General features: G+C 72.0%; 18 protein-coding genes. 14 read left to right on the top strand and 4 right to left on the bottom strand.

Annotated features, from left to right (window positions below; genetic code table 11):
- Position 1 precedes the first annotated feature (1 nt).
- Positions 2-1501: a GTPase HflX gene (gene hflX, locus ACWEMJ_RS16745; RefSeq protein WP_452137784.1), complete on the top strand. Its 1500-nt coding sequence runs from the start codon at positions 2-4 to the stop codon at positions 1499-1501.
- Between the two features lie 62 nt (positions 1502-1563).
- Here hflX and ACWEMJ_RS16740 read toward each other — a convergent pair whose 3' ends face one another.
- Both ACWEMJ_RS16740 and ACWEMJ_RS16735 read right to left on the bottom strand, forming a co-directional pair.
- Positions 1564-2715: a trypsin-like serine peptidase gene (locus ACWEMJ_RS16740; protein ID WP_452137783.1), complete on the bottom strand. Its 1152-nt coding sequence runs from the start codon at positions 2713-2715 to the stop codon at positions 1564-1566.
- Positions 2716-2773: 58 nt separating this feature from the next.
- Positions 2774-3874 carry a trypsin-like serine peptidase gene (locus tag ACWEMJ_RS16735; RefSeq protein ID WP_452137782.1) on the bottom strand — a complete coding sequence of 367 codons (1101 nt, stop codon included), beginning with the start codon at positions 3872-3874 and terminating at the stop codon, positions 2774-2776.
- Positions 3875-4129: 255 nt separating this feature from the next.
- Here ACWEMJ_RS16735 and ACWEMJ_RS16730 point away from each other — a divergent pair, with 255 nt between their 5' ends.
- From ACWEMJ_RS16730 to ACWEMJ_RS16715, 4 genes are read left to right on the top strand one after another with little or no spacing between them, the layout of a single operon-like run.
- Positions 4130-5887, top strand: coding sequence for an IucA/IucC family protein (locus ACWEMJ_RS16730; protein WP_452137781.1), 1758 nt, complete (start codon positions 4130-4132; stop codon positions 5885-5887).
- Entirely contained in the window at positions 5884-7797 is a 1914-nt protein-coding gene (locus tag ACWEMJ_RS16725; protein ID WP_452137780.1) for a GNAT family N-acetyltransferase, read from the top strand. Before ACWEMJ_RS16730 ends, ACWEMJ_RS16725 begins: the two co-directional genes overlap by 4 nt.
- Positions 7778-9553, top strand: coding sequence for an IucA/IucC family protein (locus ACWEMJ_RS16720; protein WP_452137779.1), 1776 nt, complete (start codon positions 7778-7780; stop codon positions 9551-9553). The genes ACWEMJ_RS16725 and ACWEMJ_RS16720 overlap by 20 nt, the downstream gene beginning before the upstream one ends.
- A 12-nt stretch (positions 9554-9565) precedes the next feature.
- Entirely contained in the window at positions 9566-11647 is a 2082-nt protein-coding gene (locus ACWEMJ_RS16715; RefSeq protein WP_452137778.1) for an ATP-dependent DNA helicase, read from the top strand.
- 126 nt (positions 11648-11773) lie between these two features.
- On the opposite strand, the gene lexA is transcribed toward ACWEMJ_RS16715, so the two are convergent.
- Complete coding sequence (lexA, locus tag ACWEMJ_RS16710) at positions 11774-12499, bottom strand: transcriptional repressor LexA (protein ID WP_452137795.1); 726 nt, start codon at positions 12497-12499, stop codon at positions 11774-11776.
- A gap of 447 nt (positions 12500-12946) precedes the next feature.
- Between lexA and nrdR the strand changes: the two genes are divergently transcribed.
- Together nrdR and ACWEMJ_RS16700 are read left to right on the top strand one after the other, a co-directional pair.
- A complete protein-coding gene (gene nrdR, locus ACWEMJ_RS16705) occupies positions 12947-13423 on the top strand; it encodes a transcriptional regulator NrdR (RefSeq protein WP_452137777.1) in 477 nt (158 codons plus the stop codon).
- 155 nt (positions 13424-13578) lie between these two features.
- Positions 13579-16458, top strand: coding sequence for a vitamin B12-dependent ribonucleotide reductase (locus tag ACWEMJ_RS16700; RefSeq protein ID WP_452137776.1), 2880 nt, complete (start codon positions 13579-13581; stop codon positions 16456-16458).
- A gap of 94 nt (positions 16459-16552) precedes the next feature.
- On the opposite strand, the gene ACWEMJ_RS16695 is transcribed toward ACWEMJ_RS16700, so the two are convergent.
- Positions 16553-17569 (bottom strand): hypothetical protein, encoded by a 1017-nt coding sequence (locus ACWEMJ_RS16695; RefSeq protein WP_452137775.1) that lies wholly within the window; start codon positions 17567-17569, stop codon positions 16553-16555.
- A 120-nt stretch (positions 17570-17689) separates the two neighbouring features.
- Between ACWEMJ_RS16695 and ACWEMJ_RS16690 the strand changes: the two genes are divergently transcribed.
- The 7 genes from ACWEMJ_RS16690 (at position 17690) to ACWEMJ_RS16660 (ending at position 23733) form a co-directional block, all read left to right on the top strand.
- A complete protein-coding gene (locus tag ACWEMJ_RS16690; RefSeq protein ID WP_452137774.1) occupies positions 17690-18424 on the top strand; it encodes a hypothetical protein in 735 nt (244 codons plus the stop codon).
- Positions 18425-18516: 92 nt separating this feature from the next.
- Complete coding sequence (locus ACWEMJ_RS16685; protein ID WP_452137794.1) at positions 18517-19269, top strand: SDR family oxidoreductase; 753 nt, start codon at positions 18517-18519, stop codon at positions 19267-19269.
- Positions 19270-19324: 55 nt separating this feature from the next.
- A complete protein-coding gene (locus ACWEMJ_RS16680) occupies positions 19325-19555 on the top strand; it encodes an RNA polymerase subunit sigma-70 (RefSeq protein ID WP_452137773.1) in 231 nt (76 codons plus the stop codon).
- 1 nt (position 19556) lies between these two features.
- Positions 19557-20108 (top strand): Clp protease N-terminal domain-containing protein, encoded by a 552-nt coding sequence (locus ACWEMJ_RS16675; protein ID WP_452137772.1) that lies wholly within the window; start codon positions 19557-19559, stop codon positions 20106-20108.
- Positions 20109-20292: 184 nt separating this feature from the next.
- Complete coding sequence (locus ACWEMJ_RS16670) at positions 20293-21660, top strand: ABC transporter substrate-binding protein (protein ID WP_452137771.1); 1368 nt, start codon at positions 20293-20295, stop codon at positions 21658-21660.
- Between the two features lie 94 nt (positions 21661-21754).
- A complete protein-coding gene (locus ACWEMJ_RS16665; RefSeq protein WP_452137770.1) occupies positions 21755-22780 on the top strand; it encodes a carbohydrate ABC transporter permease in 1026 nt (341 codons plus the stop codon).
- A complete protein-coding gene (locus tag ACWEMJ_RS16660; protein WP_452137769.1) occupies positions 22777-23733 on the top strand; it encodes a carbohydrate ABC transporter permease in 957 nt (318 codons plus the stop codon). The genes ACWEMJ_RS16665 and ACWEMJ_RS16660 overlap by 4 nt, the downstream gene beginning before the upstream one ends.
- Positions 23734-23875 lie beyond the last annotated feature (142 nt).

The raw sequence follows: 23875 nt of genomic DNA, 5'->3' as shown, positions 1-23875 counted from the left end.
AATGACCTCCACGTTCGACAGCCGCACCCGATCGAGCGAGTCGGCCCGCCGCCTCGCCGACCTCAAGGCGGAAGCCCTGATGGACGAGGACCTCGCGGCGATCGACGAGGGCCTCGGCAACTACGACGGAGAGCAGTACGACCGCTCCGAGCGCGCCGCGCTCCGACGCGTGGCCGGCCTCTCCACCGAACTGCAGGACGTCACCGAAGTCGAGTACCGCCAGCTCCGCCTGGAGCGCGTGGTGCTCGTCGGCGTGTGGACGGACGGCACCCTGGAGGAGGCGGAGAACTCGATGGCCGAGCTCGCCGCCCTCGCCGAGACGGCCGGCTCCGAAGTCCTGGACGGCGTGATCCAGCGCCGTGACAAGCCCGACGCGGCGACCTACATCGGCTCCGGCAAGGCCCAGGAGCTGCGCGACCTGGTCGCCTCCTCCGGTGCCGACACCGTGGTCTGCGACGGTGAGCTGACGCCCGGCCAGCTGATCCACCTGGAAGACGTGGTCAAGGTCAAGGTGGTCGACCGCACCGCCCTGATCCTGGACATCTTCGCCCAGCACGCCAAGTCCCGGGAGGGCAAGGCGCAGGTCTCGCTCGCGCAGATGCAGTACATGCTGCCCCGGCTGCGCGGCTGGGGTCAGTCGCTGTCCCGGCAGATGGGTGGCGGTGGCTCCGGCACCTCGGGCGGCGGCATGGCCACCCGTGGTCCCGGTGAGACCAAGATCGAGACCGACCGTCGGCGGATCCGCGAGAAGATGGCGAAGCTCCGCAAGGAGATCGCCGACATGAAGAAGGGCCGCGACACCAAGCGGCAGGAGCGGCGGCGCCACCAGGTGCCCTCGGTGGCCATCGCCGGCTACACCAACGCCGGCAAGTCCTCGCTGCTCAACCGGCTCACCGGCGCCGGCGTCCTGGTGGAGAACGCGCTGTTCGCCACCCTGGACCCGACGGTCCGCCGGGCGCAGACCCCGAGCGGCCGGCTGTACACGCTGGCCGACACGGTCGGCTTCGTCCGGCACCTGCCGCACCACCTGGTCGAGGCGTTCCGCTCCACCATGGAGGAGGTCGCCGACGCCGACCTCATCCTGCACGTGGTGGACGGCTCCCACCCGGAGCCGGAGACGCAGCTCGCCGCCGTCCGCGAGGTGATCGTCTCGGTCGACGCGCAGAACGTGCCCGAGATCGTGGTGATCAACAAGGCGGACGCCGCGGACCCGGCGGTGCTCCAGCGCCTGCTGCGCCGCGAGCCGCACGCCATCGTGGTCTCCGCGCGCAGCGGCCAGGGCATCGACGAGCTGCTCGCCCTGATCGACGAGGAGCTGCCGCGCCCGGCGGTGGAGGTCAAGGTCCTGGTGCCGTACACCAGGGGAGACCTGGTCTCCCGGGTGCACGCGGAGGGCGAGCTGCTCTCCACCGAGCACACCGCGGAGGGCACGCTGCTGCACGCCAAGGTGGCGGCGGTGCTCGCGAGCGAGCTGGAGCGGTACGCGGTCGTCACCGCGTAGTCCGTGCACGCGAAGCGGCCCGGGGAAGGAGCGCCTTCCCCGGGCCGCTTCGCGTCTTCGGGTTACTTGGCCTGGAGGAACGCGTCGAACATCTTCTTGGCGTCGGAGCCCAGGTTGGGGCCGGCCATCCAGGTGTCGTCACCGAAGGAGTTGTCGGAGAACAGCACCGTCTTGCCGTCGTGCTTGGTGAACCAGCCGCCGCCGGAGGAGCCGCCGGTCATGTCGCAGCCGATGGCGAGCATCGGCGGCCGCGAGGAGTCGAAGACGAACGGGGTCGGCTTCACCGAGGAGTCGCAGTGCTCCAGCTCCTCGCCGTCGAAGGGCGGCCCGGCCGGGTAGCCCCAGGACGACGCCGTGGCGATCTCGCTCGGCTGGGCGCCGAACCAGATCGGCACCGAGCCGCCGACGGTCTCCTCCAGCGAACGGCTGGAGCCGTCCTCCGAGGCCACCCGGACCACCGCGAAGTCGAACTGGCTGATCGCGCTGCCGGTGTGGCCCTCCTTCTGGGTCGTCCACTGCGGCATCACGTACAGCGAGCGGGCGGCCCAGATGCCCAGCGGGGCCCGCTGCTCGCGGGTGGCGGTCTTGACCTTGCCGTTGCTGCTCGCGCCCGACTTGTTGTACGCGGGGACGAACATCAGCTTCTTGTAGTACTCGCCGTTCTTGCCCCCGTGCACGCAGTGCGCGGCCGTCCACACCAGGTTGCTCTTGCCGGGGTGGCTCGGGTCGGACACCACCGTGCCCGAGCACACCATGGTGCCCTCCGGGCTCTCGAAGAAGATCTTGCCGACCACCGCGGAGTCCGCGCTGTACGGGTGCGGCTGCGCCTTCGCCGGGATGGTCTTCGGGAAGACCACGTCCGCGATCGACGGGAACTGCTTGCTGTCCGGCTTGTCGACCTTGACGCCCTGCGCGCCGGAGAGCTTCTTCCCGTCCCAGAACTGCTTGATCGCCTCCAGGTCCTCCGGCTTGAAGCCGTTCTTGGACGCCCAGTCGGACCAGTCGTCGGCGGTCCAGCTGGAGACCTTGGCGAGCGTGTTCTGAATGTCCTTCACGTCCACGCCCGGCTTCGAGGCGCTGCTGCCGACCGGCGGCGGGCTGCTCTTCGGGCTCTGGCTCTGGCAGGCGGCGGTGGTGACGGCGAGTACCGTCACCAGGGCGGCCGCGGCGGCGGTGCGCACCCGGCGCGCGGCGGATCGGTGCTTGATGGTCATGGGCAGTTCCCCCCGTGGTCGTCGGTCGGTCGAAAAGGTGGTCGCGGGTGACGGACGGTCACTTCCGCGAGATGTAGTCGAGGGCCTGGCGGGCCACGCCCTCCAGGTACGGCCCGTGCAGGGCGGTGTGCGCCGAGGTGCCGATGGAGGTGTTGCTGACCAGCCGCTGACGGCCGTCCGGGCCGTCCGCGAACCAGCCGCCGCCGGAGGCGCCGGCCGTCATGGTGCAGCCGATCACCAGCATCGCCGGGCGGGCCGCGTCGAAGCTGCGCGAGCCCGGGCGGCCGGAGTCGCAGCGCTCCAACTCCTGCCCGTCGAACGGCGCGACGGCCGGATAGCCCCACGCCTGGATCGCCAACTGCTCGCGCGGCGCGTCGAACCACACCGGCACCGCCGCGCCGATGACCTCCTCCAGCGAGCGGCTCTCCCCCTCCGGGCCGCGCACCTTGATCACCGCGAAGTCGTACTGGTTGGCGGCGTCCCCGCCCCGGGTGCCCTCGGTGGTCCACAGCGGCGAGGTGATCACCTGGTCCGCCCACCACTGCCCGAGCGGCGCCACCTCGGCCAGCGGCGCCCGGCGGTGGTCGCTGGCCGCGCCCGAGCTGTTGTACGCGGGCACGAAGACCAGGTTCTTGTACCAGTCGCCGCCCTTGCCCGGATGGACGCAGTGCGCCGCCGTCCACACCAGGTTGCTGCGGCCCGGGTGCGCCGGATCGGCGACCACGGTGGCCGAGCACTGGCCGGTACCGCCGTTCGGGGCCGTCAGGAAGACCTTCCCGGACGCCGGATAGCTGGTGTACGGCCGCGGCACCGGCTGCGCGGCGACCGCCGCCACCGGCCCGGCGCCCGCGGACGGCGACGGCGCGGACGGCGACGCCCCGGACGAGGACGGCTCGGGCGACGGGGACTCCGGGGCCGGCGCGGGCTGCTGCGGCGGCGCCTGGTCCATCGTCTCGGCGTTCCACACCCCCGCCACCGGCGGATTGCGGAAGCCGTGCCGCTGCGCCCAGCGGTCCCAGTCGGCGAACCCCCAGTGCTTCAACTCGGCGAAGCTGCGCGGATTCCCGTCCCCGCCGCCCCCGCCGTCCGAGCCGCAGGCAGTCGCCCCGGCCAGCAGCACGGCCGCCGTCAGCGCGGCCAGCACCCCCCGTGCCCTCACCCTCAACCCCCCTGAAACGGTCCGTTCCCCCGGGGACAGTCTTTCATCCGGCCACCGGACACCGGCGGGCGGTGCGGCCTTGTTGGCGTCCGGACATCGAACCGTGATGATGACGGTCCGTCAGGATCCCAGCGCACCGGCCGATCCGCGGACGATCGGTGCTATCTCACCGGAACGAGTGAGCCGATCTTGTGCCCGCCCCCTCGGGATAGGTAACCCTTACCCGAAGGCAATCGCGCGGCTCAAGGAGCGGATTTGGCCACCATCCTCACCGACGTCCTCCCGGTCGCCCGGCCGTCGGCCGGACACCCCACGGACCTGCTGCTCCACCCCGACCCGGCCGTGGCCGCCGAACACGCCGCCACCGAGAGCCTGCTGCGCTGCTGGGCCCGGGAGACCGCCGCCGAACGCCCCGACGGCGACCTGCTGCGCATCCCGGTGCTCGGCGGGGCCGCCCAACTGTCCGCGCCGGTACGGCACTGGTCGGCCTGCGGCTGGCACCGCTTCGGCCCCGCCACCGTCTCCACCGGCGCCGCCGAGCACCCCGTGGACGCCGTCACCGTCGCCGCCCTGGTGGCCGGCGCCACCGGCCGCCCCGAACCCGGCCAACTCGCCGACCTCACCTCCCGGGTGGCCGACTCGGTGGGCCGCACCGCCGAGATCCTCGACCACCGCCGACGGGCCCCCGCCGGCCCCGTCGACCCGTTCCTGCGCGCCGAGCAGTCGCTGCTGCTCGGCCACCCGATGCACCCGACCCCGAAGAGCCGCGACGGCCTCGGCCCCGCCCAGTCCGCCGCCTACTCGCCCGAACTGCACGGCTCGTTCCGGCTGCACTGGTGGGCCGTCGACCGCGCCCTGCTCGCCCAGGACTCCGCCGCCGGCGCCCCCGCCGGCCGGATCACCGCCGAGCTGTACGGCCGCCCGCTGCCCGACGGAGCCGCCGCGCTGCCGCTGCACCCTTGGCAGGCAAGGGAGTTGACGCTCCGGCCGGCCGTGGCGGACCTGCTGGAGCGCGGCCTGCTCACCGACCTCGGCCAGCACGGCGAACCCTGGCACCCCACCAGCTCGGTGCGCACCGTCTGCCGGCCCGGCACCCCGTGGATGCTGAAACTGTCGCTGGGCCTGCGGATCACCAACTCCCGCCGGGAGAACCTGCGCAAGGAACTGCACCGCGGCGTCGAGGTGCACCGGCTGCTGGAAGCCGGCCTGGCCCGGCGCTGGCAGGCCGCCCACCCCGGCTTCGACATCGTCCGCGACCCGGCCTGGATCGGCGTCGACCACCCCGCGCTCGACGACCCCAACGGCCTGGACACCGTGCTCCGGCAGCTGCCGTTCGGCCCCGCCGACCGGGCGCTGTGCGTGGCCGGCCTGATCGCCGAACAGCCCGTCGACCCGGCCGGCTCGCAACTCGCCCAGGTGCTCGGCGAACTCGCCGCCCGCAGCGGCCGCCCCGTGCAGACCGTCGCCACCGAGTGGTTCCTGCGCTACCTGGACGCCGTGGTGCTGCCGGTCCTCTGGCTGGACGGACAGGCCGGCATCGCCCTGGAGGCCCACCAGCAGAACAGCCTGGTCCTGCTCGACGCGCAGGGCTGGCCCACCGGCGGCCGCTACCGCGACAACCAGGGCTACTACTTCCGCACCTCGCACGCCGAACGGCTGCACCGGCAGCTGCCCGGACTCGGCACGCACAGCGACACCTTCGTCCCCGACGCCGTCGCCGACGAACGCTTCGCCTACTACCTCGGCATCAACCACGTGCTCGGCCTGATCGGCGCCTTCGGCTCCCAGCAGCTCGCCGACGAACACCTGCTGCTGGCCGCGCTGCGCCGCTTCCTGGCCGGCCCCGCCGCCACCGCCACCGGCTCCACCCTGCCCGCCCACCTGCTCGACAGCCCCACCCTGCGGTGCAAGGCCAACCTGCTCACCAGGCTGCACGGCCTGGACGAACTCGTCGGCCCGGTGGAGACCCAGTCGGTGTACGTGGACATCGCCAACCCGGTGGCCCGGGCGTGACGGCCGAGCTCCGCATCACCACCTCCGCCGGCGAACTCCTGCTGCGCACCGTGCGGCCCGCCACCGACCTGGAACTGCTCACGGCCTGGATGAACGACCCGGAGACCGACCGCTGGTGGGCGCTGGCCGGGCCGCCCGGGACCACCGCCGCCCACCTCGCCGCGCAGCTCGACGGCGACGGCCGCAGCCGGCCCGTCCTCGCCCTGCTCGACGGCGAACCCACCGGCTACTTCGAGCTGTACCGCGCCGACCTCGACCCGCTGGCCGCGCACTACCCCGCCCGCCCGTACGACCTGGGCGTGCACCTGCTGCTCGCCCCCGCCGCCCGCGGCCGGGGGCTCGGCACCCTGCTGCTCGACGCGATCGCCACCCGGCTGCTGCGGGACGAACCCCGCTGCACCCGGGTGCTCGCCGAACCCGACGTCCGCAACACGCCCTCCGTCCGGGCGTTCACCGCCGCCGGATTCACCCGCGCCGCCGAACTCGACCTCCCCGACAAGCGCGCCGCCCTGATGATCCGACCGCGGCCCGAGCCCCAGGACGACATGAGCACTCATCAGCCCGAGCCGTACGACCTGATCGGCGTCGGCATCGGCCCGTTCAACCTCTCGCTGGCCGCGCTCGCCGACCGGGCCGACACCGTCAGCGCGCTGTTCCTCGACGCCCGACCCGAGTTCCGCTGGCACCCCGGCATGCTCGTGGACGGCGCCCGGATGCAGGTCCCGTTCCTCGCCGACCTGGTCTCCCTGGTCGACCCCACCAACCCCTGGTCGTTCCTCAACTACCTGCGCGAACAGCAACGGCTGTTCCCGTTCTACTTCAGCGAACGCTTCCAACTGCCGCGCCGCGAGTACGAGCACTACTGCCGCTGGGCCGCCGACCGGCTGCCCAACTGCCGCTTCGACAGCCCCGTCGACGCCGTCCACTGGGACGCCGACGAGCAGCACTACCTGGTGCGCGCGGCCGGCCGGGAGCACCGGGCCCGCAACGTGGTGCTGGGCGTGGGCACCGAACCCGTCCGGCCCGAGGCGTTCGCGGCGCTGCGCGGCCACCCCGCGGTGCTGCACTCCGCCGACTACCTGACCGGGCGGGAGCGGCTCGACGGCGCGCGGGACATCACCGTGGTCGGCTCCGGACAGTCCGGCGCCGAGGTGTTCCTCGACCTGCTGCGCCGGCACGCCGGGGACGGCACCCGGGTGCGCTGGCTCACCCGCACCCGGGCACTCGCGCCGATGGAGTACTCCAAGCTCGGCCTGGAACAGTTCACCCCCGACTACACCCGCTACTTCCACAGCCTGCCCGAGCCCGTCCGGGACGCCCTGGTGCCCGCCCAGTGGCAGCTGCACAAGGCGGCCAGCACGGAGACCCTCGCCGAGATCCACGATCACCTGTACGAGCGAACCGTGGGCCGCCCGATCGACGCCGAACCGGTCGAGATCCTCCCCGGCACCGCCGTCACCGACACCGCGCCCGGCCCCGACGGCGGGCTCGAACTGCACTGCCGGCACACCGACTCCGGGCAGCGCCGACTGATCCGCACCGGCGCCGTGGTGCTCGCCACCGGCTACCGGGCCCGGCGGCCCGCGCTGCTCGACCCGATCGCCGAACTGATCGACTGGGACGAGCAGGGCCGCTACCGGGTCGACCTCGACCACCGGGTGGCCACCCGGCCCGAACTCACCGGGGGGCTGTACGTCCAGAACGCCGAGCTGCACACTCACGGAGTCGGCACCCCGGACCTCGGACTCGGCGCCCACCGCGCCGCCGTGATCCTGAACGCCGTCGCGGGCAAGACCCTGCACCCGCTGCCCCACCGCACCGCCTGGACCACCTTCGCACCCGGGCCCGACCCGGCCCCGGAGCTCCCGCGACCCCAGGAAGGGAACGAGCGTGCCGCAGCCGGCCGTTGACACCGCACTCCACCTGCCGCCGCAACTCACCGGCGGGCACTGGCAGGCCGCCGCGCGCGCCATGCTGGCCAAGCTGCTCGGCGAGTTCGCCTACGAGGAACTGCTCCACCCCCGGCCCGAGGGCGACCACTACCTGCTCGAACTCCCCGACGCCGCCTACCGGTTCACCGCCCGCCGGGGCGCCTACGGCAGTTGGCGGGTGGACGCGCGGTCGATAGTCGGTGGGGACGATCCGCTGCGCTTCCTGCAACAGGCCCGGCACACCCTGAAGTTGAGCGGAGACACCACCGGCCACCTGGTCCGCGAACTCACCGCCACGCTGATCGCCGACGCCCACCTGCGGGCCACCGCGCTCACCGCCGCCGAACTCGCCGACCTCGACCACGTCGCCCTGGAGGGCCGGCAGACCGGGCACCCGTGGATCGTCGCCAACAAGGGCCGGCTCGGCTTCTCCGCCGCCGACGCGGCCGGCTGGGCCCCCGAGGCCCGGCTGCCGCGCACCCTGCCCTGGCTCGCCGTGCACAAGAACCTGGCCGCCTTCCGCGGCGACGAGACCATCTACGACACCGAGCTCGACCCCGCGTTCCGCGCCCAACTGGGCGACCGCGCCGACGAGTTCTGGCTGCTGCCGGTGCACCCCTGGCAGTGGGACGAGACCGTGGTCGGCCTGTTCGCGCCGTGGATCGCCAGCGGCGAGATCGTCCCGCTGCCCACCGACGGCGACCTGCGGCTGCCCCAGCAGTCCATCCGCTCCTTCTTCAACCTCAGCCGCCCCGACCGGTGCACCGTCAAACTGCCGCTCGCCATCCTCAACACCCTGGTCTGGCGCGGCCTGCCCACCGAACGCGCCCTCGCCGCGCCCGCCGTCACCGCCTGGATCCGGCGGCTGCGCGACCAGGACCCGTACCTGCGCGACGAGTGCCGGGTGATCCTGCTCGGCGAGATCGCCTCCGTCGCCGTCGAACACCCGCTGTACCGGGACCTGCCCGACGCGCCCTACCAGTACAAGGAACTGCTCGGCGCGATCTGGCGCGAACCCCTCGGCCGCCACCTCGACGAGGGCGAACGCGGCCGCACGCTGGCCGCGCTGCTGCAGACCGGCTCCGACGGGCGCGCGCTCACCGCCGAGCTCGTAGCCCGCTCCGGCCTGGACGTCCGCGCCTGGGTGGACCGGCTGTTCACCGCGATGCTGCCGCCGCTGCTGCACTTCCTGTACCGCTACGGCCTGGTGTTCTCCCCGCACGGCGAGAACGCGATCATCGTCTTCGACCGGCAGGACGTCCCGGTGCGGCTCGCCGTCAAGGACTTCGTCGACGACGTCAACATCAGCGACCGGCCGCTGCCGGAACTCGCCGACCTGCCCGACGGCATCGGCGAGGTGCTGCTGCGGGAGAACCCCGACTACCTGTGCCAGTTCCTGCACTCCGGGCTGTTCATCGGCGTCTACCGCTACCTCGCGCCGCTGCTGGAGGAGCAACTCGGGCTTCCCGAGGCCGAGTTCTGGGAGCTGCTGCGGGAGCGGGTGCTCGACTGCCAGCGCCGCTTCCCGGAACTCGCCGAACGGCACCAGCTGTTCGACCTGTTCGCGCCCCGGATCGACCGGCTCTGCCTCAACCGCAACCGGCTGCTGCTCGACGGCTACCGGGACCGCCCCGACCGTCCGCACGCCGCCGTCCACGGCCAGGTCGACAACCCGCTGCACAGCACCGCGCACCTTCCCGCCCGACGGCAGCGGATTGTCACCCCGGCCCCGTAGGCTGGGAAGGTCATGACGAACGACACCGCACCCCTGCCCGGCGGCCCGGACGCATCGGCGCCTGCCGTCCCCGCCTCCCGTATCCCGGAACTGCTGCACGCCGCCGTCACCGCCGTCGGCGGCGTGGAGCGGCCCGGGCAGGTCAGGATGGCCGAGGCGGTCGCCGCCGCCGTCGACGACGGCGAGCACCTCCTCGTCCAGGCCGGCACCGGCACCGGCAAGTCCCTCGCCTACCTGGTGCCCGCCCTCGCGCACGGCGACAACGTGGTGATCGCCACCGCGACGCTCGCCCTCCAGCGCCAGCTCGTCGAACGCGACCTGCCGCGCACCGTCGACGCCCTGCACCCGGAGCTGCGCCGCCGCCCGCTGTACGCGATGCTCAAGGGCCGCTCCAACTACCTGTGCCTGCACCGCGCCAACGAGGGCACCCCGAGCGACGAGGGCGAGGGCCTGTTCGACCCGGTCGACGCGCTCGGCGGCCCCACCGGCAAGCTCGGCCAGGACGTGCTGCGGCTGCGCGACTGGGCCGACGAGACCGACACCGGCGACCGCGACGACCTCACCCCGGGCGTCTCCGACAAGGCCTGGGCACAGCTCTCCGTCACCTCCAAGGAGTGCCTGGGCGCCTCCCGGTGCGCCTACGGCCAGGAGTGCTTCGCCGAACAGGCCCGCGAGCGCGCCAAGTTGGCGGACGTCGTGGTCACCAACCACGCGATGCTGGCGATCGACGCCATCGAGGGCGCGCCCGTCCTCCCCGAGCACGGCCTGCTGATCATCGACGAGGCCCACGAACTGGTGAACCGGGTCACCGGCGCCGCCACCGCCGAGCTCACCGTCGGCGCGGTCAACCGGGCCGTGAAGCGGGCGGCGAAACTCGCCAACGAGAAGTCCGTGGACGCGCTGCAGGCCGCCGCGGAGAACTTCCACGGACTGATGGAGACCGCCCAGCCCGGCCAGGTCGAGGAACTCCCCGAGTACCTCGGCTACGCCGTGGCCGGCATCCGGGACGCCTGCCGCCAGGTGATCACCTCGCTCGGCGAGACCCGCGACAAGGGCCTCAGCGACGAGGACGCCGTCCGCAAGCAGGCGATGGCCTCCGCCGAGACGCTGCACGAGACGGCGGACCGACTGCTCACCGGCTCCGAGTACGACGTCATCTGGATCGAGCGCAGCGACCGCTTCGGCCTCGGCACCGCCTCGCTGCGGGTCGCCCCGCTGTCCGTCTCCGGGTTGCTGAGGGAGAACCTGTACAAGGACCGCTCGGTGGTCCTCACCTCCGCCACGCTCAAGCTCGGCGGCGACTTCAACGGTGTCGCCGCGTCGCTCGGCCTGCCGTCCGAGACCAGGCTGCCCGACCACCGCACCCCCGACGGGCCCACTGCCGAGACCGGCGAGGACGCCCCGCCGTACTGGCGCGGACTGGACGTCGGCTCCCCGTTCACCTACCCCAAGCAGGGCATCCTCTACGTCGCCAAGCACCTGCCGCCGCCCGGCCGGGAGCCCGACCGGCCCGAGATGCTCGACGAGCTCACCGAGCTGATCGGCGCCGCGGGCGGCCGCACCCTCGGCCTGTTCTCCTCGATGCGGGCCGCGCAGGCCGCGGCGGAGGCGCTGCGCGAACGGCTGGACGTGCCGATCCTGCTCCAGGGCGAGGACACCCTCGGCGAACTCATCCGCACCTTCGCGTCGGACGCGCGGACCTGCCTGTTCGGCACCCTTTCGCTCTGGCAGGGCGTCGACGTGCCCGGCTCGGCCTGCCAGCTCGTCGTGATGGACCGGATTCCGTTCCCGCGCCCCGACGACCCGCTGATGAGCGCCCGGCAGAAGGACGTCGAGTCCCGCGGCGGCAACGGCTTCATGGCGGTCGCCGCGACGCACGCCGCGCTGCTCATGGCGCAGGGCGCCGGCCGCCTGGTCCGCGCGGCGGACGACCGCGGCGTCGTCGCCGTCCTCGACCCCCGGCTGGCGACGGCGCGCTACGGCAGCTTCTTCCGCTCCTCCATGCCGGACTTCTGGTACACCACGGACCGCAACCAGGTCCGCAGGTCCCTCGCGGCGATCGACGCCTCGGCCCCGCCAGTGCGGGCGCGCTGATCCCGGGGGCACCCAACAGCAAGGTCCGGCCGAGGACGGTACTCCCGTCTTCGACCGGACCTTGCTCTGCGTTGTCGGTTGCTCGCGCAGTTCCCCGCGCCCCTGACGGGGCTCGTCCCGCTGTGTCTACAGCCGGCGGAGGACCGCCACGACCTTGCCGAGGATCGTCGCGTTGTCACCCGGAATCGGCTCGTACGCCATGTTGTGCGGCATCAGCCAGATCTTGCCGTCCTCGCGCTTGAGCCGCTTCACCGTTGCCTCGCCGTCGATCATCGCCGCGACGATGTCGCCGTTCTCCGCGACCGGCTGGCGCCGGACCGTCACCCAGTCGCCGTCGCAGATCGCGGCGTCGATCATCGAGTCGCCCTTGACCGTCAGCGCGAACAGCTCGCCCTCGCCGACCAGTTGGCGGGGAAGCGGGAAGACGTCCTCGACGGTCTGTTCGGCCAGGATCGGGCCGCCGGCGGCGATCCGGCCGACCAGCGGGACGTAGGAGGTGGAGGGCCGGCCGGAGGTCTCGGCCGCGGCGGGGCGGGCCACCTCGACGCCGCGGACCTCGTAGGCGCGCGGGCGGTGCGGGTCGCGGCGCAGGAAGCCCTTGCGTTCGAGGGCCATCAGCTGGTGGGCGACCGAGGAGGTGGAGGAGAGGCCGACGGCCTGGCCGATCTCGCGCATGGATGGCGGGTAGCCGCGCCGCTGGACGGAATCCCGGATGACCTCGATGACGCGGCGCTGCCGCTCCGTCAGGCCCGCTTCGTCGGTGCGGATGCCTGGCGGCCGGCCGGGGAGGGCGCGGACGACGGGGGTGGGCACACCGAGCGGGGACTCCTCGATCGGCTGACTACGGCTCATGGTCTGATCCATGCTCTCCTGGTCAGTGGTGCGCGCGGAACGCTCCTGCACCGGGATGGCGGTCTTGGCTTCGACGGTGTGCATGACGCTGGCGGCGCTGGGGGTGGACATCGCGGGCGACCCTCTCGACTGGTGCTCCAACTGCCCAGCTCAACTGGCGCCACTATCGAAAGGTTGCGCCAAACACACGTTCGAGTGAATTTATTCGAGGTTGCCTGACTTGATCAAGCCTCCGGGTGTAAGTCGATTGCATGTTCGACTCGAACAGTCTATGGGGTCCGGGCGGGCGGTGTCCCCGGCTTGCCCCGAGTGTTCACCCGTTCGCCCGGCGTGGCGCACGGTCGGCTACTAGATCTAGTGGCTAGTGTCCTCGATCGGGCACAGGTGTTGTGTTCGGGTAGAGTGGTGCGAGTCGTTCGCCGTTCGGTCGCAGGGAGGGAGTTCCAGGTGCACTGCCCCTTCTGCCGGCATCCGGACAGCCGTGTAGTGGACAGCCGGGCCAGCGACGACGGTTGCTCGATCCGACGCCGCCGGCAGTGCCCGGACTGCAGTCGCCGGTTCACCACCGTCGAGACCGCCACGCTGATGGTGATCAAGCGCAGCGGCGTCACCGAGCCCTTCTCCCGCGAGAAGGTGATCTCGGGCGTCCGCAAGGCCTGCCAGGGCCGCCCGGTCACCGAGGACGCGCTGGCCCAGCTCGGCCAGCGGGTCGAGGAGTGCGTGCGGGCCAGCGGCAGCGCCGAGCTCTCCACGCACGATGTGGGCCTGGCGATACTCGGCCCGCTGAAGGAGCTGGACGTGGTGGCGTACCTGCGGTTCGCCTCCGTCTACCGGGCGTTCGACAACCTGGAGGACTTCGAGGCCGCGATCGCGGAGCTGCGCTCCGAGCGGCCCGCGGCCCCCGCCCCGGTGCCCGTGCCGTAAGGCCGGGCCCCTCTTTACGTTTTTTTCATTCAAGTCACCGCAGTACCCGTGTGCCGTGGCCGGGCTTCCGCCTGCCCGCGCACCAGGAGAACGAACCAGTCGTGCCCGGACTTTTCAGGGCACTTCGGGCGTTTGCCCAGGAGGAGGAGCAAGGCATGACAGACACCACGAGCGGTTCCGCACGCGGGTCGAAGTCGGAGAAGGCCGCGAAGGGCGCGAAGGCCGCCAAGAACGGCCTGCGGCTGGAGCGGATCTACACCACCCCTGGGGTCCACCCGTACGACGCGGTCACCTGGGAGCGCCGCGACGTCGTGATGACCAACTGGCGCGACGGGTCCATCAACTTCGAGCAGCGCGGCGTCGAGTTCCCCGACTTCTGGTCGGTGAACGCCGTGAACATCGTCACCAGCAAGTACTTCCGCGGCGCGGTCGGCACCCCGCAGCGGGAGTGGAGCCTGAAGCAGATCATCGACCGCGTGGTGCTGACCTACCGCGCCGCCGGTGAGAAGCACGGCTACTTCGCCTCCCCGGACGACGCCGAGATCTTCGAGCACGAGCTGACGCACGCCCTCCTCCACCAGGTGTTCAGCTTCAACTCGCCGGTCTGGTTCAACGTCGGCACCCAGCAGCCGCAGCAGGTCTCCGCCTGCTTCATCCTGTCCGTCGACGACTCCATGGACTCGATCCTCGACTGGTACAAGGAAGAGGGCATGATCTTCAAGGGCGGTTCGGGCGCCGGCCTGAACCTGTCCCGGATCCGCTCCTCCAAGGAGCTGCTGTCCTCCGGCGGCAACGCCTCCGGCCCGGTCTCCTTCATGCGCGGCGCCGACGCCTCGGCCGGCACCATCAAGTCCGGCGGCGCGACCCGCCGGGCGGCCAAGATGGTCGTGCTGGACGTCGACCACCCGGACGTCGAGGCCTTCATCGAGACCAAGGTGAAGGAGGAGGAGAAGATCCGCGCGCTGCGCGACGCCGGGTTCGACATGGACCTCGGCGGCGACGACATCACCTCCGTCCAGTACCAGAACGCCAACAACTCGGTCCGGGTGAACGACGAGTTCATGACGGCGGTCGAGAACGGCACCGAGTTCGGCCTGCGCGGCCGGATGACCGGCGAGGTCATCGAGACCGTCGACGCCAAGGGCCTGTTCCGCAAGATGGCCGAGGCCGCGTGGGCCTGCGCCGACCCGGGCATCCAGTACGACTCGGTGATCAACCACTGGCACACCTGCCCCGAGTCGGGCCGGATCAACGCCTCCAACCCGTGCTCCGAGTACATGCACCTGGACAACTCCAGCTGCAACCTGGCCTCGCTGAACCTGATGAAGTTCCTCCGGGACGACGACAGCTTCGACGCGCAGACCTTCGCCAAGGTCGTCGAGCTGGTCATCACCGCGATGGACATCTCCATCTGCTTCGCCGACTTCCCGACCGAGAAGATCGGCGAGACCACCCGCGCCTACCGCCAGCTGGGCATCGGCTACGCCAACCTCGGCGCGCTGCTGATGGCCACCGGCCACGCCTACGACTCCGAGGGCGGCCGCGCCCTGGCGGGTGCGATCACCTCGCTGATGACCGGCACCGCCTACCGCCGCTCCGCCGAACTCGCCGGCGTGGTCGGCCCGTACGACGGCTACGCCCGCAACGCGGCCCCGCACCAGCGCGTCATGAAGCAGCACGCGGACGCCTCCGCCGCCGTCGCCCCGCTGGACGACCTGGACTCCCCGGTGTGGGCCGTCGCCAACAGCACCTGGTCCGACGTGGTCCGGCTGGGCGCGCAGCACGGCTTCCGCAACGCGCAGGCCTCGGTGCTCGCCCCGACCGGCACCATCGGCCTGATGATGGACTGCGACACCACCGGTGTCGAGCCCGACCTCGCCCTGGTCAAGTTCAAGAAGCTGGTCGGCGGCGGCTCGATGCAGATCGTCAACGGCACCGTGCCGCGCGCCCTGCGCCGCCTCGGCTACCAGGACGAGCAGATCGAGGCGATCGTCGCGCACATCGCCGAGACCGGGAACGTCATCGACGCGCCCGGCCTGAAGGCCGCCCACTACGAGGTGTTCGACTGCGCCATGGGCGAGCGGTCGATCTCCCCGATGGGCCACGTGCGGATGATGGCCGCGATCCAGCCGTGGATCTCCGGCGCGATCTCCAAGACCGTCAACATGCCGGAGAACGCCACCGTCGAGGACGTCGAGGAGATCTACTTCCAGGCCTGGAAGCTCGGCGTCAAGGCGCTCGCCATCTACCGCGACAACTGCAAGGTCGGCCAGCCGCTGTCGGCCAAGACCAAGGCCCCGGCGGCCACTTCGGCCCCCGCCCCGGCCGCGGCCCCCGCCGTCGAGAAGGTCGTCGAGTACCGTCCGACCCGCAAGCGCCTGCCCAAGGGCCGCCCCGGCATCACCACCTCCTTCACGGTCGGCGGCGCCGAGGGCTACATGACGGCCAACTCCTACCCGGACGACGGCCTCGGCGAGGTCTTCCTGAAGATGTCCAAGCAGGGCTCGACCCTCGCGGGCATGATGGACGCCTTCTCCATCGCCGTCTCGGTCGGCCTGCAGTACGGCGTCCCGCTGGAGACGTACGTCGCCAAGTTCACCAACATGCGCTTCGAGCCGGCCGGTCTGACCGACGACCCGGACGTGCGGATGGCGCAGTCCATCGTGGACTACATCTTCCGCCGCCTGGCCCTCGACTTCCTGCCGTTCGAGACCCGCTCCGCGCTGGGCATCCACTCCGTCGAGGAGCGCACCCGGCACCTGGAGACCGGTTCCTACGAGCCGATCGAGGAGGAGCTCGACGTCGAGTCGCTCGCCCAGTCCGCGCCGCTCGCCGCCGAGAAGCCGCACGTCGCCCTCCCGGTCGTCGAGCAGCCGAAGCCCGCGGCCGCCGCGCACAACTCCACGGAGCTCGCCGAGATCCGCCTCGGCCTGAACGCCGACGCCCCGCTCTGCTTCTCCTGCGGCACCAAGATGCGCCGCGCCGGCAGCTGCTACCTCTGCGAGGGCTGCGGCTCCACCAGCGGCTGCAGCTGAGCACGGCCGTTCTCGGCGCGTCCCCCCGGAGGCCTGTTCTCCGGGGGGACGCGCCCGTTCGCGGGAGCGCCGGCAGGGGCCCTGCCGGACGGCCTCACTGCAGGTTTTCGAGGTGCGGGTGGTCGAAGGACGCGGGGCAGAGGTAGATCTGCATGCTGTCTCCGCGGCCGATCTGCACCATCGGCGGATTCGACGGTTGCCGCAGTCCGGCGGCCGGAGGGGCGTCGCGGTCCTCGAGCGGGATCCAGCTGCCGCTCCCGCCGTCCCACTCCCCGGAGCCGACGGTGAGCAGCGGCCGGCACTCGGCGTCGCAGCTCTCGCAGCGCATGGGCGAGGGGTCGCAGAAGCTCCAGGGGGCCCAGCCGCCGACCTTCCATCCGGGGGCGACCGCGTGCTCGTACTGGTAGTGGGCGTCGCCCTCCGGGCCGTCCGCGGCCCGCGCCTCGCGCCCCCAGGCGTGGAGGCGTGCGGCGAGTTCCTTCGGCAGTTCGTGCGGCGCCGGGTACTCGGTCACGACCTCGGGGTGCAGGACGCACGGCTCGGGAACGTAGTGCCCGTAGCGCTCCACGTCGGCCGGCTGCGGCGGATCGGTGAGCAACTGGCCGACCGTCCGGGAGTCCCGCCAGACGAGGCGGGCCGCCGGAAGCCCCTGCTCGTGGTCGAGGGGGCACCACAGCACCTGCAGCAGGTCCGCTCCCTCGGGGCCGGCCAGCCCCGGTATGTCGCGGAGGTGGAGCTGGGCGACCGGGAGCAGACTGTTCGGCCCGGTGTGGGCGGGATGCCCTGCCTGGAGCGTGTCGAGGTACGCCTGCTGTTCGGGGTCGAGGAGGTTCTCGCGGGGAGAGCGGGGCCGGAGCCAGGCCGCTTCGAGCAGGGCCCGGCGTCGGCGGACGTCGTCGAGGGAGACGGGCGGCTGCCAGTGGTGGTGCTCCTGCGTGCACACCGGCCACTCCTCGTCGGCGGGCCACAGCAGTGGTCCGCCGACGGAGCTCTCGTGAACGGTCGGCCGCCCGGGGCGGGGGTGCAGGCGGACCGCCTGCCGCGCCAGCGGAGCCAGCTCCGGGAACACGGACGCGATGTCGACGGGCCGGGGTGGGGTGGTTCTCGCCATCGGTACTCCTTCGTCCGGGCGGCCGAGATCGGCAGAGCCGCCGTCAAGTGCCGCTGCGCGCCCGGGTCGTGGACCGATATTCGGTCGGTGCCCCGGGCCGTTCCGGGACACAATGCCCGGATGAACGGGATATCGGAAAACCGGCTGGAACTGCGCATCGACGACGCGTCCGGCGGGGATCGGGTCGAACTCCGCTTCCTGGTCGACGGGCGGGACGTGCTGGAGAGCGGGTTCGCCGAGGGCCACCTCGGCCCGCACCCCGCCGCGCTGCTCGGGCCGTACAGCCCGCTGCTGCCCGGGCCGGAGCCCCACGAGGTCCAGCTCCACATCGCTGGCTGCGGCGAGGACTGCTGCGGCGCCCTGTACGCGACGGTCCGGCGGGACGGCGGCTCGGTGGTGTGGGACGGGTGGCGCAACCCCCGGATCGAGGGCCTGGACCTGCCCGCCTACCGGTTCGACGCCGGCCGGTACCTGGCGGAGCTCGACCGGGCCGGCGCCGGCGTCGCGGACTGGCCGGCGCGCGGTGTCGGTCGCCTGCTGAAGGCCGAACTCACCCGCCGGCCCGAGCTGTTGGGCGCCTGGGAGTGCGAGTTCTACGCGGTGTGGACCTGGCCCTCGGAGCCCGACCGGATCGAGCTGGCCTTCTGGCACCCGGTCGCGCCGAAGCGCGGCGTCGACGAGCCCTACCTGCAGTTCCTGGCCGAGCTGGCCGTCCCCGAGGGCGACCCGGTCGCGGTGGCCGCGGAGCTCCTCGACCGCCTCACCTCGACCGACCCGCGCGCCCGGGCGACCGTCTGCGGCGGCAGCCCCGAGTACGCGCAGCAGCTCGGCCACCCGTGGCCGGAGGATCTGTGACCGCTGCGTGACCCCGTTCCCCCGGGTGCGTGGGCCGGGCTGCCGAGGGCGGGCGGCGCGGGCAGGCTGGGGGTGGAGATGGGGTGAGCGCGATGCGGCAGCTGGTGGTGACGGGCGGGACGGGGACGCTGGGGCGGGTCGTGGTGCGTCGGCTGCTGGCGCGGGGTTGCCCGGTGCGGGTGGTGAGCCGGCAGGCGCACACGCCGGACGAGCACGGCTGGGCGGTCGCGGACCTGGTGACCGGGCGCGGGCTGGAACAGGCGCTGGCGGGGGCCGGCACGGTGGTGCACTGCGCGACCACCAACGGGAAGCGCGACGTGGACGCCACCCGCCGGCTGCTCGCGGCGGCCCGGGAGGTCGGCGTCCCGCACCTGCTGTACGTGTCGATCGTCGGGATCGACCGGGTGCCGCTCGGCTACTACCGGGCGAAGGCCGAGTGCGAGCGGTTGATCGCCGGCTCCGGCATCGGCTGGACGGTGCTGCGGGCCACCCAGTTCCACGACCTGCTGCTGCGGCTGCTGGACGGCCTGTCGAAGGCGCCGGTGCTGCTGCTGCCGCGCGGCGTGGCCTTCCAGCCGGTGGACGTGCGGGACGTCGCCGAGCGGCTGGCGGACCTCGCGGAGGCCGGGCCGGCCGGGCGGGTGGCGGACTTCGGCGGCCCGCAGGTGCGTCCGGTGGAGGCGCTGGCGGCGGAGTTCCTGGCGGCGAGCGGCCGGCGGCGGCCGGTGCTGCGGGTGCCGACGCCGGGCGGGGCGGTGAAGGCGCTGCGGGCGGGCGGGAACCTGGCGCCGGGGCACGCGGACGGTCGGATCACCTTCGCGGAGTTCCTGGCGGAGCGGTACTGAGCGATTTCGTCAACCAGGGTTGACGCGCCCGTCGATGTCAACCTAAGTTGACGTCATGAGCGAGACGAGGCAGCTCGCGGCCGACGCGAGCAGCGGCGACCCGGCGATCGGCCTGCGCGCCGTCCGGGCACTGCGCGACCTGGCCGACCGGCTGGAGGGACTCCAGGTCGGCAACGCCCGCGACCGGGGCTGGTCCTGGCACGAGATCGCGGTCTGCCTGGGCGTCACCAGGCAGGCGGTGCACAAGAAGTACGCCCGGCGCGCGACGGAACGGGGAGGGGACTGAGATGTTCGAACGGTTCACGGCGCAGGCCCGCCGCACGGTGACGCTCGCCGCCGAGGAGGCGGGCCGGCTCGGCCACGACCGGATGGGCGCCGAGCACCTGCTGCTCGGCCTGCTGGCCCAGCCGCAGGATCCGACGGCCGTGCTGCTCGGCCGCTTCGGCGTCGACCTGGACGGCGCCCGGCGCGCGGCGGGCAGCCCCGACCCGGTGCGGGACGGGGCGGCGCTGGCGTCGATCGGCATCGACCTGGACGCGGTCCGCGAGGCCGTCGAGTCCGCCTTCGGCCCGGGCGCGCTGGACGCCCCGCCGCCCGACCGGCGCCCGCGCCGGGGCGGTCCGCGGGTCGCCGAGTCGGCCCGGCGGACGCTGGTGCTGTCGCTGCGCGCGGCCGTCGGGCAGCGGGGGCGGCGGATCGAGACCGGCCACCTGCTGCTCGGGCTGATCCGGGAGGGCGGCGCGGCGGCCCGGGTGCTGCGCGAGCGGGGCGCGGACCTGGCGGGCCTCGAACGGGAGGCGGAGGCGGCGCTGGCGCACGGCCGGGCGGCGGCCTCGTAGCACGGCGCGGTCACAACTGGGCTGCCGGCCGATGAAGGTCGAACGCGCTCCTTGGCGTGGGGTAGTCGGTGGGTTAACGTCTTTGAGCCAGCGATCAGCTGGGTACACCCTCCCCATCTCCGGTACAGCGCAGTGTTGTTCGTCTTACGGCTGGCATGCCCATGCCCTGGCAAGGAGGACCGCATTGACCACCCCCGTGACCACTGGACGCCGGAGGCTGCTGGCCGTACCGGCTGTTCTGGCACTGGCGTTGACAGCCGCCTGCTCCAACAGCGCCTCGTCCGGCGGCGGCGGTTCGGCGCCGGCCACGCTCGCCGGTGACTGCGCCAAGTACCAGTCGTACGCGGGCCATTCGGGGACCAAGGTGACGATGTACGCCTCGATCCTGGCGCCCGAGTCGGACTCGCTGGAGAAGTCCTGGGCGACCTTCAGCTCCTGCACCGGCATCAAGATCGTCTACGAGGGCTCCAACGACTTCGAGTCGCAGCTGCCGGTCCGGGTGACCGGCGGCAACGCACCCGACCTGGCGGTCGTCCCGCAGCCCGGCCTGCTCGCCCAGATGGTGAAGACCGGCAAGGTGGTCAAGCCCCCGCAGCAGACCGTCGAGCACGAGAACAACTGGTCGCCGATCTGGAAGACCTACGGGTCGGTCAACGGCACCTTCTACGCGGCGCCGATGAGCGCCAACATGAAGTCCCTGGTCTGGTACTCCCCGAAGGCGTTCAAGGCCGCCGGGTACGAAGTCCCCAAGACCTGGGCGGACTTGATGGCGCTCAGCGACAAGATCGCCAAGGCCGGGACGACCAAGCCCTGGTGCGGCGGCATCGGCTCCGGCACCGCCACCGGCTGGCCCGCCACCGACTGGCTGGAGGAGATCGTCCTCGGCTCCTACGGCGGCGACGTCTACGACCAGTGGGTCAGCCACAAGGTGAAGTTCTCCGACGAGAAGATCACCACCGCGATGAAGACCGTCGCCGACTGGATGCAGAACCCGGCCTGGGTCAACGGCGGCTTCGGCGACGTCAAGTCGATCGCCACCACCACCTTCCAGGACGCCGGCACGCCGATCCTCAGCAACAAGTGCGCGATGCTCCAGCAGGCGTCCTTCTACCGGGCGCAGTGGCCCAAGGGCACCAGTATCGGCCCCGACGGCGACGTCTTCGCCTTCCAGCTGCCGGCGGTGAACCCGCAGGTCACCAGCCCGGTCGAGGGCGGCGGCGAGTTCCTCGCCGCGTTCTCCGACCGGCCCGAGGTGCAGGCCGTGCAGAACTACCTGTCCAGCCCCGAGTGGGCGACCAGCCGGGTCTCGGTCTCGCCCGGCTGGGTCTCCGCCAACAAGGGCGTCGACAAGAGCCTGTACACCGACCCGATCGACAAGCTGTCCGCGGAGGCGCTGACCGACCCGGCGGCCACCTTCCGCTTCGACGGGTCCGACCTGATGCCCGCCGCCGTCGGCTCCGGCGCCGAATGGAAGGCGCTCACCGCCTGGTTCGCCGAGGGCCAGTCGATCCAGAAGACGGCGGGCGACATCGACGCCGCCTGGCCGCAGTAGGCCGGGCCCGGGCAGCGCGGGCAGCCGAACCGTCCGCCCGCGCTGCCCTTCCCATGCCCTGAAGATCACGAGGTCTTGAGGAAGGACCCTGCGCATGCCCACCGACACCCGGCTCGCCGGGCCGGCGCTCCAGCTCGCGGACTCGATCTGGCAGGACGCGGCACTCAAGTTCGGCAACACCGCGGGCGCCGTGCTGGGATTCGTCGGCGTCCTGCTGGCCGTCTTCTTCGCGGCCGGCCGCGCCACCGGACGCTTCTCCCGCCCGCTGGCGATCGTGCTGATGCTCGGCCCGGCGATCGTCCTGCTGCTCACCGGCCTGGTGGTGCCGCTGCTGCGCACCGTCGTGCTGAGCTTCCTGGACGCAGACGGCGCCAAGTTCGTCGGCGGGCGCAACTACGGCTGGGCGCTGACCAGTTCACCCATCCACGGGGTGCTGCTGAACACCCTGCTGTGGCTGGTCGTCGCCCCCCTCGCGGCCACCGGACTCGGCCTCGCACTGGCCCTGCTGGTGGACCGGATGCGCGGGCAGGCGGTCTTCAAGTCGCTGATCTTCATGCCGATGGCCGTCTCGCTGGTCGCCGCCTCGATCGTCTTCAAGCTGGTCTACGAGTCGCGCGGCGCCGGCCAGAGCCAGGTCGGCCTGCTCAGCCAACTTGCCGTCGCGGTCGGCTGGGACGATCCGCCGAACTGGATCCTGTCCCAGCCGCTGAACAACTTCCTGCTGATGGCCGTCCTGGTCTGGGTGCAGACCGGCTTCGCCATGGTGGTGCTGTCCGCCGCCATCAAGGCCATCCCGGACGAGATCACCGAGGCCGCCCGGCTGGACGGGGCCACCGGCGTGCGGCTGTTCCTGCACGTCACCGTGCCGATGATCCGCACCACGGTGGTGGTGGTGCTCACCACCATCATGATCATCACGCTGAAGGCCTTCGACATCGTCCGCACCATGACCGGCGGCAACTTCGGCACCCAGGTGCTCGCCAACGAGATGTACTCGCAGAGCTTCGAGCAGTACAACTACGGCCGCGGCAGCGCCCTCGCGGTGATCCTCTTCCTCGCGGTGGCCCCCCTGGTGGTCTACAACATCGCCCTGCTGCGCAAGGAGCGTGCGACCCGATGAGCGCCCAGCCCACCCTGGCCCCGGCCAAGCCCGCCGAGCCCGAACTGCCGCCCGTGAAGGCCGTCCGGCGCTCGTTCAGCAGCCCGCTGGCGAGCATCCTGGTGGTCGCCGTCACCGCGCTGTGGACCATTCCGACCGTCGGCCTGCTGGTCACCTCGCTGCGCCCGAAGGGCGACGTCGCCTCCACCGGCTGGTGGGAGGCGTTCGTCCACCCCGACCTCGGGTTGGAGAACTACCGGGCGGTGCTGTTCGACAACTCCTTCGGCACCTCCGGCGGCCTGATGCCGTACCTGGTCAACTCGGTGGCGATCAGCGTCCCCGCCACCGTCTTTCCGCTGGTGCTGGCCGCGATGGCGGCCTATGCGCTGGCCTGGGTGCGGTTCAGGGGCAGCGACACGCTGTTCTTCGTGATCTTCGCGCTGCAGATCGTGCCGCTGCAGATGGCGCTGATCCCGCTGCTGCGGCTGTTCTCGGGCGGCGCGCACCTGGGCTCGACGACCATCGTCCCGGCGCTCAACCTGAAGGACACCTATCTGCCGGTGTGGCTCACCCACACGATGTTCGCCCTGCCGCTGGCGATCTTCCTGCTGCACAACTTCATCGCCCAGCTGCCCCGCGACCTGATGGAGGCCGCGGTGGTGGACGGGGCCTCGCACTTCAAGATCTTCCGCTCGATCGTGCTGCCGCTGAGCGCCCCCGCGCTGGCCTCGTTCGCCATCTTCCAGTTCCTGTGGGTGTGGAACGACCTGCTGGTCGCCCTCACCTTCGCCGGCGGCAACCCGACGGTCGCGCCGATGACCTCCCGACTTGCCCAGCTGTCCGGCTCCAACGGCAGCCGGTGGGAGCTGCTCTCCGCGGGCGCCTTCCTGTCGATGGTCGTACCGCTGGCGGTGTTCTTCGCACTCCAGCGCTACTTCGTCCGCGGGCTGCTCGCCGGGTCGGTGAAGGGCTGAGCACTCGTTCAAGTGTTGAACGCGACGAGGTGTGTTGATGATGTGCAGACATACTGGTCGGATGCGGAGCGTTTGCGTTCGAGTTGGCCGGAAGTCGTGGCTGTGATGTGAGGGTTCTGCGGACGCGCCGGGGTCGGAGCCG

Source organism: Kitasatospora sp. NPDC004531 (assembly GCF_053602195.1).
This window is presented reverse-complemented; position numbering and strand designations above follow the sequence as displayed.

Bases quoted from the DNA above. Each gene is read 5' to 3' on its own strand.
- hflX (WP_452137784.1), top strand. From the start codon at position 2: ATGACCTCCACGTTCGACAGCCGCACCCGATCGAGCGAGTCGGCCCGC.
- ACWEMJ_RS16740 (WP_452137783.1), bottom strand. From the start codon at position 2,715: ATGACCATCAAGCACCGATCCGCCGCGCGCCGGGTGCGCACCGCCGCC.
- ACWEMJ_RS16715 (WP_452137778.1), top strand. From the start codon at position 9,566: ATGACGAACGACACCGCACCCCTGCCCGGCGGCCCGGACGCATCGGCG.
- lexA (WP_452137795.1), bottom strand. From the start codon at position 12,499: ATGAGCCGTAGTCAGCCGATCGAGGAGTCCCCGCTCGGTGTGCCCACC.
- ACWEMJ_RS16700 (WP_452137776.1), top strand. From the start codon at position 13,579: ATGACAGACACCACGAGCGGTTCCGCACGCGGGTCGAAGTCGGAGAAG.
- ACWEMJ_RS16695 (WP_452137775.1), bottom strand. From the start codon at position 17,569: ATGGCGAGAACCACCCCACCCCGGCCCGTCGACATCGCGTCCGTGTTC.
- ACWEMJ_RS16690 (WP_452137774.1), top strand. From the start codon at position 17,690: ATGAACGGGATATCGGAAAACCGGCTGGAACTGCGCATCGACGACGCG.
- ACWEMJ_RS16685 (WP_452137794.1), top strand. From the start codon at position 18,517: ATGCGGCAGCTGGTGGTGACGGGCGGGACGGGGACGCTGGGGCGGGTC.
- ACWEMJ_RS16680 (WP_452137773.1), top strand. From the start codon at position 19,325: ATGAGCGAGACGAGGCAGCTCGCGGCCGACGCGAGCAGCGGCGACCCG.
- ACWEMJ_RS16675 (WP_452137772.1), top strand. From the start codon at position 19,557: ATGTTCGAACGGTTCACGGCGCAGGCCCGCCGCACGGTGACGCTCGCC.
- ACWEMJ_RS16665 (WP_452137770.1), top strand. From the start codon at position 21,755: ATGCCCACCGACACCCGGCTCGCCGGGCCGGCGCTCCAGCTCGCGGAC.
- ACWEMJ_RS16660 (WP_452137769.1), top strand. From the start codon at position 22,777: ATGAGCGCCCAGCCCACCCTGGCCCCGGCCAAGCCCGCCGAGCCCGAA.